Source organism: Burkholderia cenocepacia (assembly GCF_900446215.1).
GTDB classification, from domain to species: Bacteria; Pseudomonadota; Gammaproteobacteria; order Burkholderiales; family Burkholderiaceae; genus Burkholderia; species Burkholderia cenocepacia.
In genome coordinates this window covers 80,226-95,838 of sequence record NZ_UAQZ01000003.1, presented here as the reverse complement: position 1 = coordinate 95,838, position 15,613 = coordinate 80,226, and the positions used below count along the sequence as shown (strand labels likewise).

Here is a 15,613-nt window from a genome sequence, read left to right as displayed (position 1 = left end):
GGCCGCAAAAACAAAACCGGGCGCCAGCACAAGCTGGGCACCCGGTTTCGGCGGTACAACGGCGTACCGCGGGAATCGCGGACCCCACCGGGATCCGCGGATCGTCGATATTACTCGATGATCTTGGCGACGACGCCGGCGCCGACCGTACGGCCGCCTTCGCGGATCGCGAAGCGCAGACCTTCTTCCATCGCGATCGGAGCGATCAGCTTCACCGTGATCGACACGTTGTCGCCCGGCATCACCATTTCCTTGTCCTTCGGCAGCTCGATCGAGCCCGTCACGTCCGTCGTACGGAAGTAGAACTGCGGACGGTAGTTGTTGAAGAACGGCGTGTGACGGCCGCCTTCGTCCTTGCTCAGCACGTACACTTCAGCCGTGAAGTGCGTGTGCGGCGTGATCGAACCCGGCTTCGCCAGAACCTGGCCACGCTCCACGTCTTCACGCTTCGTGCCGCGCAGCAGGATACCCACGTTGTCGCCCGCCTGACCTTGGTCCAGCAGCTTGCGGAACATTTCAACGCCCGTGCAGGTCGTCTTCACCGTCGGCTTGATACCGACGATTTCGATTTCCTCGCCGACCTTCACGATGCCGCGCTCGACACGACCCGTCACCACCGTACCACGGCCCGAGATCGAGAACACGTCTTCCACCGGCATCAGGAACGCGCCGTCAACTGCACGCTCCGGCGTCGGGATGTACGTGTCCAGCGCGTCGGCCAGGCTCATGATCGCCACTTCGCCCAGCTCGCCCGTGTCGCCTTCCAGCGCCAGCTTCGCCGAACCCTTCACGATCGGCGTGTCGTCGCCCGGGAAGTCGTACTTCGACAGCAGTTCGCGAACTTCCATCTCGACCAGCTCGAGCAGTTCAGCGTCGTCCACCATGTCGCACTTGTTCAGGAACACGATGATGTACGGAACGCCAACCTGACGCGCCAGCAGGATGTGCTCACGCGTTTGCGGCATCGGGCCGTCTGCTGCCGAGCAAACCAGGATCGCGCCGTCCATCTGCGCCGCGCCCGTGATCATGTTCTTCACATAGTCAGCGTGGCCCGGGCAGTCGACGTGTGCGTAGTGGCGGTTAGCCGTTTCGTACTCGACGTGCGCCGTGTTGATCGTGATGCCGCGCGCCTTTTCTTCCGGTGCCGCGTCGATCTGGTCGTATGCCTTCGCTTCGCCGCCGAACTTCTTCGTCAGAACCGTCGTGATCGCTGCCGTCAGCGTCGTCTTGCCGTGGTCAACGTGACCAATCGTACCAACGTTCACGTGCGGCTTGGTCCGCTCAAACTTTTCTTTTGCCATGATTCTCTTCTTTCAAAAAATAATCAGTTGGTAGCTACAGATTTACTTCGACTTCGCGCTGATGATCGCTTCGGCAACGTTGCGCGGAGCTTCAGCGTAGTGCTTGAACTCCATCGTGTACGTTGCACGACCTTGCGTCAGCGAGCGCAGCGACGTCGAGTAGCCGAACATTTCCGACAGCGGCACTTCGGCGCGCACGATCTTGCCGCCGCCAACCATGTCTTCCATGCCCTGGACGATACCGCGACGGCCCGACAGGTCGCCCATCACGTTGCCCATGTAGTCTTCCGGCGTCTCGACTTCGACAGCCATCATCGGCTCGAGGACGACCGGATTCGCCTTGCGCATCGCTTCCTTGAACGCCATCGAACCGGCCATGCGGAACGCGTTTTCGTTCGAGTCAACGTCGTGGTACGAACCGAACGTCAGGTGAACCTTCACGTCGACGACCGGGAAGCCAGCCAGCACGCCCGACTTCAGCGTGTCCTGGATACCCTTGTCGACCGCCGGGATGTATTCACGCGGAATCACACCACCCTTGATCTCGTCGAAGAACTCGTAGCCCTTGCCTTGTTCGTTCGGCTCGAGCGTGATGACCGCGTGACCGTACTGGCCGCGACCACCCGACTGCTTGACGAACTTGCCGTCGACATCCTTCGCCGTCGAACGGATCGTTTCACGGTACGCAACCTGCGGCTTGCCGACGGTCGCTTCCACGCCGAATTCACGCTTCATCCGGTCGACCAGAATTTCGAGGTGGAGCTCGCCCATGCCCGAAATGATGGTCTGGCCCGACTCTTCGTCGGTCTGCACGCGGAACGACGGGTCTTCCTGAGCCAGACGGTTCAGGGCGAGGCCCATCTTTTCCTGGTCGGCCTTGGTCTTCGGCTCGACCGCCTGCGAAATCACCGGCTCCGGGAACACCATGCGTTCGAGAACGATCGGGTTCGCCGGGTCGCACAGCGTGTCGCCCGTGGTTGCTTCCTTCAGGCCGACCGCTGCAGCGATGTCGCCTGCGCGGACTTCCTTGATTTCTTCACGCTGGTTCGCGTGCATCTGCAGAATACGACCGAGGCGTTCCTTCTTGCCCTTGGTCGAGTTCAGCAGCGTGTCGCCCGAGTTGACGACGCCCGAGTACACACGGAAGAAGATCAGCTGGCCGACGAACGGGTCGGTCATGATCTTGAACGCGAGCGACGAGAACTTCTCTTCGTCCGATGCCTTGCGCTCTGCTTCTTCACCGTTTTCGAGTTCGCCCTTGACCGGCGGGATGTCGACCGGCGACGGCAGGAAGTCGATCACGGCGTCGAGCATACGCTGCACGCCCTTGTTCTTGAACGCGGTACCGCACAGCATCGGCTGGATTTCGCACGCGATCGTACGATCACGCAGCGCCTTGACGATGTCGGCTTCCGGCAGATCGCCTTCTTCCAGGTACTTGTTCATCAGGTCTTCGCTGGCTTCGGCAGCCACTTCGACCATCTTTTCGCGCCATTCCTTGCAGGTCTCCGCGAGCTCGGCCGGGATGTCGACGTAGTCGAACTTCGTGCCTTGCGACGCTTCGTCCCAAATGATCGCCTTCATCTTGATCAGGTCGACGACGCCCTTGAAGTTCTCTTCCGCGCCGATCGGCACCACGACCGGAACCGGGTTCGCCTTCAGGCGCAGACGGAGCTGGTCGTAGACCTTGAAGAAGTTCGCGCCGGTACGGTCCATCTTGTTGACGAACGCGAGACGCGGCACCTTGTACTTGTTCGCCTGACGCCACACCGTTTCCGACTGCGGCTGCACGCCGCCCACTGCGCAGTACACCATGCACGCGCCGTCGAGCACGCGCATCGAACGCTCCACTTCGATCGTGAAGTCGACGTGGCCCGGGGTGTCGATGATGTTGATGCGGTGTTCCGGATAGTTGCCGCCCATGCCCTTCCAGAAGGCCGTGGTAGCAGCGGACGTGATCGTGATGCCACGTTCCTGTTCCTGCTCCATCCAGTCCATCGTGGCTGCGCCGTCGTGGACTTCACCGATCTTGTGGTTCACACCGGTGTAAAACAGAATGCGCTCGGTCGTCGTCGTTTTGCCGGCGTCGATGTGAGCGCTAATACCGATATTGCGGTAGCGCTCGATAGGAGTCTTGCGAGCCACTTTGATCCTCTACTGGGATGACGTGACGCAGCCCTGCTGCATCACGCCTCAACACAAACGGGCGAGGCGCCTGAAAAGCGCACCCGCCCGGAATTTATTTCCGCAAACAGCCCAGCCAGGCGCTTAGAAACGGAAATGCGAGAACGCGCGGTTGGCTTCTGCCATGCGGTGAACTTCGTCGCGCTTCTTCATCGCGCCGCCACGGCCTTCGGCCGCTTCGGAGAGTTCACCTGCCAGGCGCAGGGCCATCGACTTCTCGCTACGCTTCTTCGCAGCCTCACGCAGCCAGCGCATCGCCAATGCCATACGACGCGACGGGCGCACTTCGACCGGAACTTGATAGTTGGCACCACCAACGCGACGGCTCTTCACTTCGACCACCGGCTTCACGTTGTTGAGCGCAACCGTGAACACTTCCAGCGGGTCCTTGCCACCCTTGGTCTGGATTTGTTCGAATGCGCCATAAACGATGCGCTCTGCGACCGACTTCTTGCCGGACAGCATCAGCATGTTCATGAACTTGGCAACATCAACGTTGCCGAACTTCGGATCCGGCAACACTTCCCGCTTGGGGACTTCGCGACGACGCGGCATGATTCTTCCTTTACTTGTTCAGTTGGAGCTGGATTCAGCTCCGCGGCCACCAACAAACCCGATCACATCTTCACGACTAACCAGCTTGGCCGGGTGACCACTTACTCGACAGCACCGGCAATCCGGCACTCCCGCCTTGACCGCCCTGCGGCGATCCCTGATCAAAAACTGCTTACTTGGCAGCCTTTGCACGCTTCGCGCCGTACTTCGAGCGCGCTTGCTTACGGTCCTTGACGCCCTGGGTATCCAGCGAGCCGCGAACCATGTGGTAACGCACACCCGGCAAGTCCTTCACACGGCCGCCGCGGATCAGCACAACCGAGTGTTCCTGCAGGTTGTGGCCTTCACCGCCGATGTACGAAATCACTTCGAAGCCGTTCGTCAGACGAACCTTGGCGACCTTACGGAGTGCCGAGTTCGGCTTCTTCGGCGTCGTCGTGTACACACGGGTGCACACGCCGCGACGCTGGGGGCAGTCCTGCAGGGCCGGGCTCTTGCTCTTCGTCGTTTCCGACTGACGGCCTTTGCGAACCAGTTGGTTGATGGTTGGCATTGTTTATTCCTGAAATTGAACAAAATCTGCACGCCGATTTCGGGCAAAGCGAGAATCGACGCACAGTTGACTTCCGAACCGGCGAATCGGGCGCGAACTATTGAACGCGACTCGGCCCACCGAATACCGGAACCCAGCATGATATTCCGGAAATGCCAACTAAGTCAACGGCTTGCGTGATCTGCCGGCCGATCGCGCGGTTTACGTGAGGGGTCGGAACGCTGTGTCAGGCCGATTCGACGACGTCGATGATCTCGTCGCCGAAGCGCTCGAGCTTGCGCACGCCCATGCCGGGAATGTGGCGCAGGTCGTCGATCGTCTCCGGCGCGTTGCGTGCGATTTCGGCGAGCGTCGCGTCGTGGAAGATCACGTAGGCCGGCACGCCGTCCGTCTTCGCGGTTTCCGCGCGCCATGCGCGCAGCGCGTCCCACCGCGCACGCTCGCGGGCGCCCATGCCGGCCGTCGGGTCGACGCGCGTGCCGCTGCGGCTCGACGACTGGCGGGTGCGCTGCGGCTTCACGTAGCGGCGCAGCGTGACTTTTTCCTCGTTCTTCAGCACGGGCTTCGCGGCCTCGGTCAGCATCAGCGCGCCGAAGCCGCCATGGTCGACCGCCAGGTAGCCGTACGCGACGAGCTGCCGGAAAATCGCGCGCCACTCGGGCTCGGACAGCGCCGCGCCGATGCCGAACGTGCTGAGCTGGTCGTGGCCGCGCTGCAACACCTTTTCGGTACGCCCGCCGCGCAGGATCTCGATCAGGTGGCTCGAGCCGAAATTGAAGCCGCTCGCGCGCTGCGCGCGGAACACGCACGACAGCGCCATCTGCGCCTCGCGCGTCGCATCCCACGACGCGGGCGGCTCGAGGCACGTGTCGCAGTTGCCGCACGGCTGGCTCGCCTCGCCGAAGTAATTCAGCAGCCGCACGCGGCGGCACGAGATCGTCTCGCACAACCCGAGCAGCGCATCGAGCTTCGACGTCTGCACGCGCTTGTGTGCGTCGTCCGCATCGGACTCGTCGATCATCTTGCGTTGCTGGACGACGTCGCCCAGCCCATACGCCATCCACGCGTTCGCGGGCATCCCGTCGCGGCCGGCGCGGCCGGTTTCCTGGTAATAGCCTTCGACGCTCTTCGGCAAATCGAGGTGCGCGACGAAGCGCACGTCGGGCTTGTCGATGCCCATGCCGAACGCGATCGTCGCGCACATCACGATGCCTTCCTCGCGCTGGAACATTTCCTGGTGCTTCTGCCGCACCTCGAATTCCATCCCCGCGTGATACGGCAGCGCGCGCACGCCCTGCGCCTTCAGCCATTCAGCCGTTTCCTCGACCTTGCGGCGCGACAGGCAATAGACGACACCCGCATCGGTCGTGCCGTCGGCATTCGTGTGCTCGGCGCGGATGAAGTCGAGCAGCTGCGCGCGCGCGTTGTCCTTTTCGACGATCCGGTAACGGATGTTCGGACGGTCGAAGCTCGACACGAACACGCGCACGTCGTCGAGCGCGAGACGATGGATGATCTCGTCGCGCGTGATCGCATCGGCCGTGGCGGTCAGCGCGATGCGCGGCACGGACGGGAAGCGCTCGTGCAGCACCGACAGCTGGATGTATTCCGGGCGGAAATCGTGCCCCCATTGCGACACGCAGTGCGCTTCGTCGATTGCGAACAGGCCGATCTTCGCGCGCTCGAGCAGCTCGAGGAAGCGCCCCGTCATCAAGCGCTCCGGCGCGACGTACAGCAGGTCGATTTCGCCTTCGCGCAGCGCGCGCTCGGTGGCCGCGGCCTCGGCGCCCGACAGCGTCGAATTCAGGTAGGCCGCGCGCACGCCGACTTCGCTCAACGCGGCGACCTGGTCCTGCATCAGCGCGATCAGCGGCGACACGACGATGCCGGCGCCCTGCCCGGCCTCGCGGCGCAGCAGCGCGGGAATCTGGTAGCACAGCGACTTGCCGCCGCCGGTCGGCATCAGCACGAGGCAATCGCCGCCGCCGGCGACGTGCTCGACGATCTCGCCCTGCTGGCCGCGAAAGGCGGAATAACCAAAGACTTCGTCGAGTATTTCGAGGGCGCGGGACATGAATGAGAACTGGGACGGCTAAGCGATGACCGCAATTTTAACAACCCGCTCGCGCGACGCGTGGCGAATCGCGCGATGTTGGCCGTTCGGTCAGGGTTCGTTCGCGTGCATCACGGGCCTGCCGCGGCCGGATCGGACGCGATCGCCGGGCATGTGCCGCGGCGCTGCGCAGGCACGTGATGCGCGTGAACGAAGGATGAAAAAAAACCGCCCGGCAGAACCGGGCGGTTTCGGTGACAGCGATGATAGCAAGGCAACGCGGCTTGCGCCGCCCCGCGCTTACTCGGCTGCCGGGTGTTGCGGCTCTTCCGCCGGCGCGCTCGGCGTGCCGAAGTCGAATGCCTCTTCCGCTGCGATCTGGTCGAAACGCTCGCGATCCGACGATTCCTTCGCCTTGCGTGCCTTGTGGAACGCGAGCCCCGTACCGGCCGGAATCAGACGGCCGACGATCACGTTTTCCTTCAGGCCGCGCAGATCGTCGCGCTTGCCCATGATCGCCGCTTCGGTCAGCACGCGGGTCGTTTCCTGGAACGATGCCGCGGAGATGAACGAGTCGGTCGACAGCGATGCCTTCGTGATACCGAGCAGCACGTTGTCGTACGAAGCCGGGCGCTTGCCCTCGGCGATCATGCGATCGTTCTCGTCCAGCATGTCGGAACGTTCGACCTGTTCACCCGGGATGAAGCGCGTATCACCGTTGTCGGTGATCTGCACACGACGCAGCATCTGGCGAACGATCACCTCGATGTGCTTGTCGTTGATCTTCACGCCCTGCAGGCGGTACACGTCCTGCACTTCGTCGACGATGTAGCGCGACAGCGCCTCGATACCCTGCAGACGCAGGATGTCGTGCGGATCGGCCGGACCGTCCACGATCATTTCGCCCTTGTTGACGACCTGTGCATCGTGAACCAGAACCTGCTTTTCCTTCGCGATCAGGAACTCGTGCTGGTTGCCCTCGAGGTCCGTGATGACGAGACGCTGCTTGCCCTTCGTGTCCTTGCCGAACGACGTCGTACCGGTGACTTCCGCGAGAATGCCGGCATCCTTCGGCGAACGCGCTTCGAACAGTTCCGCCACCCGCGGCAGACCGCCGGTAATGTCACGCGTCTTCTGCGCTTCCGTCGGGATACGTGCGAGCACTTCACCGACCTGCACCTGCTGACCATCCTTCACGGTGATCAGTGCGCCGACCTGGAAGCCGATCTGCACTGCGTGCTCCGTGCCCGGAATCTTCACTTCCTCGCCGTTCGCGTCGAGCAGCTTCACCTGCGGACGCACGCTCTTCGAAGCCTGCGAACCGCGGCGCTTCACGTCGATCACGACCAGCGTCGACAGGCCGGTCACGTCGTCGATCTGCTTCGCGACGGTCACGCCTTCCTCGACGTTCTCGAACTTCACCGTACCACCGTACTCGGTGATGATCGGGCGCGTCAGCGGATCCCACGTGGCGAGCTGCGTGCCGGCCTTGATGGTCGCGCCGTCGAGCTGCAGCAGCGTCGCGCCGTACGGCACTTTGTGACGCTCGCGCTCGCGACCGAAGTCGTCGGTGATCATCGCTTCGCCCGAACGGGAAATGACGATCTGCTCGCCCTTCGCGTTCGTGACGTAGCGCATCGTCGCCGTGAAGCGGACGATACCGTTGCTCTTCGCTTCGACCGACGAAGCCACTGCCGCACGCGATGCCGCACCACCGATGTGGAACGTACGCATCGTCAGCTGCGTGCCCGGTTCACCGATCGACTGCGCCGCGATCACGCCGACTGCTTCGCCGACGTTCACGAGCGAGCCGCGGCCGAGGTCGCGGCCGTAGCAGGCTGCGCACAGGCCGTAACGCGTTTCGCAGGTCAGCGGCGTGCGCACGCGCACTTCGTCGATGCCGAGGCGTTCGATTTCCTCGACCGCCGTTTCGTCGAGCAGCGTGCCCGATTCGTACAGCGTTTCCTGCGTTTCCGGATTCACGACGTCCGCGACCGCGACGCGGCCGAGGATACGGTCGCGCAGCGCTTCGACGACTTCACCGCCTTCGACCAGCGCCTTCATCGCCACGCCGTTCGACGTGCCGCAATCGTCTTCCACCACGACCAGATCCTGCGTGACGTCGACGAGACGACGCGTCAGGTAACCCGAGTTCGCGGTCTTCAGTGCCGTATCAGCCAGACCCTTACGTGCACCGTGGGTCGAGATGAAGTACTGCAACACGTTCAGACCTTCGCGGAAGTTCGCGGTAATCGGCGTCTCGATAATCGAGCCGTCCGGCTTCGCCATCAGGCCTCGCATACCAGCCAGCTGACGAATCTGAACCGCCGAACCCCGGGCGCCCGAGTCGGCCATCATGTAGATCGAGTTGAACGACTCCTGGCGCGTCTCGTTGCCGTCGCGATCGATCACCGGCTCCGTCGACAGCTGCTCCATCATCGCCTTGCCGACCGCTTCCGACGTCGCCGACCAGATGTCGACCACGTTGTTGTAGCGTTCCTGCGCGGTGACGAGACCCGACATGTACTGGCGGTCGTACTCCTTCACCTTCTTCGCGGCGTCGCCGACGATCGTTTCCTTCTGCGGCGGCACGAGCATGTCGTCCACGCAGATCGAGATGCCGGCACGCGTTGCGAGACGGAAACCCGACTGCATCAGCTGGTCGGCGAACACCACCGTCGCGCGCAGACCGCACTTGCGGAATGCCGTGTTGATCAGGCGCGAGATTTCCTTCTTCTTCAGCGGCTTGTTCAGCACCGAGAACGGCAGGCCGTGCGGCAGGATCTCCGACAGGATCGCGCGGCCGACGGTCGTCGCGTACAGCGTGATCTTCGGCACGAATTCCGGCGCGCCTTCCGACGTGTCCTCGTTGCGGACCATTTCGGTGATCCGCACGTTGACGCGCGAGGCCAGCTCGACTTCCTTGTTCTCGTACGCGCGGATGACTTCCGACACGCCCGTGAACGACAGGCCTTCGCCCTTGCCGTTGATCGCTTCGCGGGTCGCGTAGTACAGACCCAGCACGATATCCTGCGACGGCACGATCGACGGATCGCCGTTGGCCGGGAACAGCACGTTGTTCGACGCGAGCATCAGCGTGCGCGCTTCCATCTGCGCTTCGAGCGACAGCGGCACGTGAACGGCCATCTGGTCACCGTCGAAGTCGGCGTTGAACGCCGCGCAGACGAGCGGGTGCAGCTGGATTGCCTTGCCTTCGATCAGCACCGGCTCGAACGCCTGGATACCGAGACGGTGCAGCGTCGGCGCACGGTTCAGCATCACCGGGTGCTCGCGGATCACCTCTTCGAGGATGTCCCACACCACCGGCGTCTGGTTCTCGACCTCCTTCTTCGCAGCCTTGATGGTCGTAGCTACCCCCATCACTTCCAGCTTGTTGAAGATGAACGGCTTGAACAGCTCGAGCGCCATCAGCTTCGGCAGGCCGCACTGGTGCAGCTTCAGCGTCGGGCCGACCACGATGACCGAACGGCCCGAGTAGTCGACGCGCTTGCCCAGCAGGTTCTGACGGAAACGACCGCCCTTGCCCTTGATCATGTCGGCGAGCGACTTCAGCGGGCGCTTGTTCGCGCCCGTCATCGCCTTGCCGCGACGACCGTTGTCGAGCAGCGAGTCGACGGCTTCCTGCAGCATCCGCTTTTCGTTGCGGACGATGATTTCAGGCGCCTTCAGCTCGAGCAGACGCTTCAACCGGTTGTTACGGTTGATCACGCGGCGATACAGGTCGTTCAGGTCCGACGTCGCGAAACGGCCGCCATCGAGCGGCACGAGCGGACGCAGTTCCGGCGGCAGCACCGGCAGCACTTCGAGGATCATCCACTCGGGCTTGATGCCCGAACGCTGGAATGCCTCGAGGACCTTCAGGCGCTTCGCGTACTTCTTGATCTTCGCTTCCGAGCCCGTGTTCTTCAGCTCGGTGCGCAGCGTCTCGACCTGCTCGTCGATGTTGATCGCGCGCAGCAGTTCACGCACGCCTTCCGCGCCCATTTCGGCACGGAATTCGTCGCCGTATTCCTCGACCTTGTTGTAGTAATCCTCCTCGGTCATGATCTGCCGCGCCTTCAGCGGCGTCATGCCCGGTTCGATCACCACGTACGCTTCGAAGTACAGCACGCGTTCGATGTCGCGCAGCGTCATGTCGAGCACCATGCCCAGACGCGACGGCAGCGACTTCAGGAACCAGATGTGCGCGACCGGCGAGGCCAGCTCGATGTGGCCCATCCGTTCGCGACGCACCTTCGCCAGCGTCACTTCGACGCCGCACTTCTCGCAGATCACGCCGCGGTGCTTCAGGCGCTTGTACTTGCCGCACAGGCACTCGTAGTCCTTGATCGGCCCGAAGATCTTCGCGCAGAACAGACCATCGCGTTCCGGCTTGAACGTACGGTAGTTGATGGTCTCCGGCTTCTTCACTTCGCCGAACGACCACGAACGGATCTTGTCGGGCGAGGCCAGACCGATCTTGATCGCGTCGAAAACTTCTTCCTGTTGGACTTGCTTGAATAGATCGAGCAGAGCTTTCATTGCTTTCTCTCCGTAGTCCGATTAATTGCGGTCGAGATCGATATCGATACCGAGCGAGCGGATTTCCTTCACGAGCACGTTGAAGGATTCCGGCATGCCTGCATCGATCACGTGGTCGCCCTTGACGAGGTTTTCGTACACCTTCGTCCGGCCGGTCACGTCGTCCGACTTCACCGTCAGCATTTCCTGCAGCACGTAGGACGCGCCGTACGCTTCGAGTGCCCACACTTCCATTTCACCGAAACGCTGGCCACCGAACTGCGCCTTACCACCCAGCGGCTGCTGCGTGACGAGCGAGTACGGGCCGGTCGAACGCGCGTGCATCTTGTCGTCGACCAAGTGGTGCAGCTTCAGGTAGTGCATGTAGCCGAGCGTCACGCGACGTTCGAACATTTCACCCGTGCGGCCGTCGTACAGACGGACCTGGTTCTTCGACGGGTTCATGCCGAGCTGTTCGGCGATGTCGTCCGGGAACGCGAGGTCGAGCATCTTGCCCATTTCTTCCTCGGTCGCACCGTCGAACACCGGCGTCGCGAACGGCACGCCTTCGCGCAGGTTCTTCGCGAGTTCGAGGATCTCGTCGTCGGTGAAGCTTTCCAGATCTTCCTGGCGGCCCGACTCGTTGTAGATCTTCGTCAGGAACGTGCGCAGTTCCTCGATCTTCGCCTGACGCTGCAGCATTTCGCCGATACGCCAGCCGAGGCCCTTCGCGGCCCAGCCGAGGTGCACTTCCAGAACCTGACCCACGTTCATCCGCGACGGCACGCCGAGCGGGTTCAGCACGACGTCTGCCGGACGGCCATCGGCCATGTACGGCATGTCTTCGATCGGGACGATCTTCGACACGACACCCTTGTTACCGTGACGGCCTGCCATCTTGTCGCCAGGCTGCAGACGGCGCTTCACCGCGAGGTACACCTTGACCATCTTCAGCACGCCCGGCGGCAGTTCGTCGCCTTGCGTGAGCTTCTTGCGCTTTTCTTCGAACGCGAGATCGAACTGGTGACGCTTCTCTTCGATCGAGTTCTTGATCGCTTCGAGCGATGCCGCTGCTTCGTCGTCCGCGAGGCGGATGTCGAACCAGTGGTAGTGGTCGAGATCTTCCAGGTAAGCCTGGTCGATCTTCGTGCCCTTCGCGAGCTTCTTCGGACCGCCGTTCGCGACCTTGCCCACGAGCATGCGGGCGAGACGCTGGAACGCGTCGCCTTCCACGATGCGCAGCTGGTCGTTCAGGTCGAGACGGTAGCGCTTCAGTTCGTCGTCGATGATCTGTTGCGCACGCTTGTCGCGCTGGATGCCTTCACGCGTGAACACCTGGACGTCGATCACGGTGCCGCTCATGCCCGACGGCACGCGCAGCGACGTGTCCTTCACGTCCGAAGCCTTCTCGCCGAAGATCGCGCGCAGCAGCTTCTCTTCCGGCGTCAGCTGGGTCTCGCCCTTCGGCGTGACCTTGCCGACCAGCACGTCGCCTGCTTCGACTTCAGCACCGATGTACACGATGCCCGATTCGTCGAGACGGCCGAGCTGGACTTCCGCCAGGTTCGAGATGTCGCGCGTGATTTCTTCCGGCCCGAGCTTCGTGTCGCGTGCAACGACGTTCAGCTCTTCGATGTGGATCGACGTGTAGCGATCGTCCGCGACCACTTTCTCCGAGATCAGGATCGAATCCTCGAAGTTGTAGCCGTTCCACGGCATGAACGCGATCAGCATGTTCTGGCCGAGCGCGAGCTCGCCCAGGTCCGTCGAGGCGCCGTCGGCCAGCACGTCGCCGCGCGAGACCTTGTCGCCCATCTTCACGATCGGACGCTGGTTGATGTTCGTGTTCTGGTTCGAACGCGTGTACTTGATCAGGTTGTAGATGTCGACACCGACTTCACCCGCGACTGCTTCGTCGTCGTTCACGCGAATCACGATACGGCCTGCGTCGACGTAGTCGACCACACCGCCGCGGAACGCCTGGACCGTCGTACCGGAGTCGACCGCGCAGGTACGCTCGATGCCCGTACCGACGACCGGCTTTTCCGGACGCAGACACGGCACGGCCTGACGCTGCATGTTCGAGCCCATCAGTGCGCGGTTCGCGTCATCGTGCTCGAGGAACGGAATCAGCGATGCGGCCACCGACACGATCTGCGACGGCGCGACGTCCATGTACTGGATACGGTCCGGCGTGACCATCATCGTTTCGCCGGCTTCGCGCGACGACACGAGTTCGTCGATGAGTCGGCCGTCTTCGTCGATCGCGGCGTTCGCCTGAGCGATCATGTAGCGGCCTTCCTCGATCGCCGACAGGTAGTCGATCTGATCGGTCACCTTGCTGTCCACGACCTTGCGGTACGGCGTCTCGAGGAAGCCGTACTCGTTCAGGTGCGCGTACAGCGCGAGCGAGTTGATCAGGCCGATGTTCGGACCTTCCGGCGTTTCGATCGGGCACACGCGGCCGTAGTGGGTCGGGTGCACGTCGCGGACTTCGAAGCCTGCGCGTTCGCGCGTCAGACCGCCCGGGCCCAGTGCGGAAACACGGCGCTTGTGCGTGATTTCCGACAGCGGGTTGGTCTGGTCCATGAACTGCGACAGCTGCGACGAGCCGAAGAACTCGCGAATCGCCGACGAAATCGGCTTCGAGTTGATCAGGTCGTGCGGCATCAGGTTTTCGCTTTCGGCCTGGCCGAGGCGTTCCTTGACCGCGCGCTCGACACGCACGAGACCGGCGCGGAACTGGTTTTCCGCCAGTTCGCCGACGCAACGCACGCGACGGTTGCCGAGGTGGTCGATGTCGTCCACTTCGCCCTTGCCGTTGCGCAGCTCGACGAGGATCTTGATCGTCGCGAGGATGTCGTCGTCCTGCAGCGTCATCGGGCCGACGATCTCGTCACGGCCGACGCGGCGGTTGAACTTCATGCGGCCGACCTTCGACAGGTCGTACGCTTCTTCGCTGTAGAACAGACGGTTGAACAGGGCCTCGACCGCTTCTTCGGTCGGCGGCTCGCCCGGACGCATCATGCGGTGGATCGCGATGCGCGCGGCCGTCTTGTCGGTCGTTTCGTCGACACGCAGCGTCGACGAGATGTACGGGCCCTGATCCAGATCGTTCGTGTAGAGCGTCTGGATGTCCTTGATGCCCGCTTCGCGCAGCTTCTCGAGCACGCTTTCCGTGACTTCGTCGTTCGCGCTCGCGATCACTTCGCCGGTGTCGCCGTCGACGACGTTCTTCGCCAGCACGCGGCCGAGCAGATAGTCTTCCGGCACCGAGATGAACTTGGTCTTCGCGGCTTCGAGGTCGCGAATGTGCTTCGCGTTGATCCGCTTGTCCTTCTGGACGATGACCTTGCCATCACGATCCGTGATGTCGAAACGCGCGACTTCACCACGCAGGCGCTCGGGCACGAACTCGAGTTGCGCGCCTTCGTCCATCAGCGTGAAATTGTCGAACACGAAGAAGTTCGCGAGGATCTGTTCCGGCGTCAGGCCGATGGCCTTCAGCAGGATCGTGACCGGCATCTTGCGGCGACGGTCGACGCGGAAGTACAGGATGTCCTTCGGATCGAATTCGAAGTCGAGCCACGAACCGCGGTACGGAATGATCCGTGCCGAGAACAGCAGCTTGCCCGAGCTGTGCGTCTTGCCCTTGTCGTGTTCGAAGAACACGCCAGGCGAACGATGCAGCTGCGAGACGATGACACGCTCGGTGCCGTTGATGACGAACGAGCCCGTCGGCGTCATGAGCGGAATTTCGCCCATGTACACTTCCTGCTCCTTCACTTCCTTGACGACCGGCTTGTTCGGCGATTCCTTGTCGAGGATGACGAGGCGGACCTTCGCGCGCAGCGCGGAGCAGTACGTCAGGCCTCGCTGCTGGCATTCCTTGATGTTGAATGCCGGCGAGGACAGCGCATAGCTCACGAACTCGAGGCGCGCGAAACCGTTGTGCGAAACAATGGGAAATACCGACGTGAACGCGGCCTGCAAACCCTCGGGCTTACGTTGCGTCGCGGGCACATCGGCTTGCAGAAACGTGCTGAATGATTCAAGCTGAGTAGCCAGCAAGAACGGAACTTGGTGAACGATGGGGCGCTTCGCGAAACTCTTGCGAATGCGCTTCTTCTCGGTGAAGGAATATTGCATACGATCTCCGAATCACGGCGGGTGCTATCGAGGCGGAATACCTGGACGTTTCAAACCCGAGTGTTCACCGACTGAGACCCGATGGCCGTTCGACGGCTTGAACGAGCCGAGAAGCTTGGTGGTTGGCCGCTACCAACCGCTGGCTGACGGCAGCGGATGCCTGTGTTGCCCGCTACCCGACCAAACTTGCCTTCTGCAGTCGCTTCAGAAGACAAAGAGAACCGCCAATCGTGCGTGATTCATCACAACGATCAGGCGGTTTTCTTTGGCTTCTGGGGCCGATTATTCGGGCTCCCG

Annotated in this window: 7 protein-coding genes; all 7 read right to left on the bottom strand. The window is 62.4% G+C overall.

What is annotated here, in order from left to right; genetic code table 11:
* Nucleotides 1–110: 110 nt before the first annotated feature.
* A complete protein-coding gene (gene tuf / locus DTA15_RS11080) occupies nt 111–1,301 on the bottom strand; it encodes an elongation factor Tu (protein ID WP_006482910.1) in 1,191 nt (396 codons plus the stop codon).
* Between the two features lie 42 nt (nt 1,302–1,343).
* Nucleotides 1,344–3,446: an elongation factor G gene (fusA, locus tag DTA15_RS11075; RefSeq protein ID WP_006482929.1), complete on the bottom strand. Its 2,103-nt coding sequence runs from the start codon at nt 3,444–3,446 to the stop codon at nt 1,344–1,346.
* A 123-nt stretch (nt 3,447–3,569) separates the two neighbouring features.
* Nucleotides 3,570–4,040: a 30S ribosomal protein S7 gene (gene rpsG / locus DTA15_RS11070; protein ID WP_006477195.1), complete on the bottom strand. Its 471-nt coding sequence runs from the start codon at nt 4,038–4,040 to the stop codon at nt 3,570–3,572.
* 172 nt (nt 4,041–4,212) lie between these two features.
* Nucleotides 4,213–4,593, bottom strand: a complete 381-nt coding sequence (rpsL, locus tag DTA15_RS11065; RefSeq protein ID WP_006400662.1) for a 30S ribosomal protein S12 — start codon at nt 4,591–4,593, stop codon at nt 4,213–4,215.
* 226 nt (nt 4,594–4,819) lie between these two features.
* Nucleotides 4,820–6,667 carry a DNA helicase RecQ gene (gene recQ, locus DTA15_RS11055; RefSeq protein ID WP_006482904.1) on the bottom strand — a complete coding sequence of 616 codons (1,848 nt, stop codon included), beginning with the start codon at nt 6,665–6,667 and terminating at the stop codon, nt 4,820–4,822.
* A gap of 279 nt (nt 6,668–6,946) precedes the next feature.
* Entirely contained in the window at nt 6,947–11,188 is a 4,242-nt protein-coding gene (gene rpoC / locus DTA15_RS11050; protein WP_006482896.1) for a DNA-directed RNA polymerase subunit beta', read from the bottom strand.
* 21 nt (nt 11,189–11,209) lie between these two features.
* Nucleotides 11,210–15,316, bottom strand: coding sequence for a DNA-directed RNA polymerase subunit beta (rpoB, locus tag DTA15_RS11045; protein ID WP_012492293.1), 4,107 nt, complete (start codon nt 15,314–15,316; stop codon nt 11,210–11,212).
* Nucleotides 15,317–15,613 lie beyond the last annotated feature (297 nt).

Bases quoted from the DNA above. Each gene is read 5' to 3' on its own strand.
- rpoB (WP_012492293.1), bottom strand. From the start codon at position 15,316: ATGCAATATTCCTTCACCGAGAAGAAGCGCATTCGCAAGAGTTTCGCG.
- rpsL (WP_006400662.1), bottom strand. From the start codon at position 4,593: ATGCCAACCATCAACCAACTGGTTCGCAAAGGCCGTCAGTCGGAAACG.
- rpoC (WP_006482896.1), bottom strand. From the start codon at position 11,188: ATGAAAGCTCTGCTCGATCTATTCAAGCAAGTCCAACAGGAAGAAGTT.
- recQ (WP_006482904.1), bottom strand. From the start codon at position 6,667: ATGTCCCGCGCCCTCGAAATACTCGACGAAGTCTTTGGTTATTCCGCC.
- tuf (WP_006482910.1), bottom strand. From the start codon at position 1,301: ATGGCAAAAGAAAAGTTTGAGCGGACCAAGCCGCACGTGAACGTTGGT.
- rpsG (WP_006477195.1), bottom strand. From the start codon at position 4,040: ATGCCGCGTCGTCGCGAAGTCCCCAAGCGGGAAGTGTTGCCGGATCCG.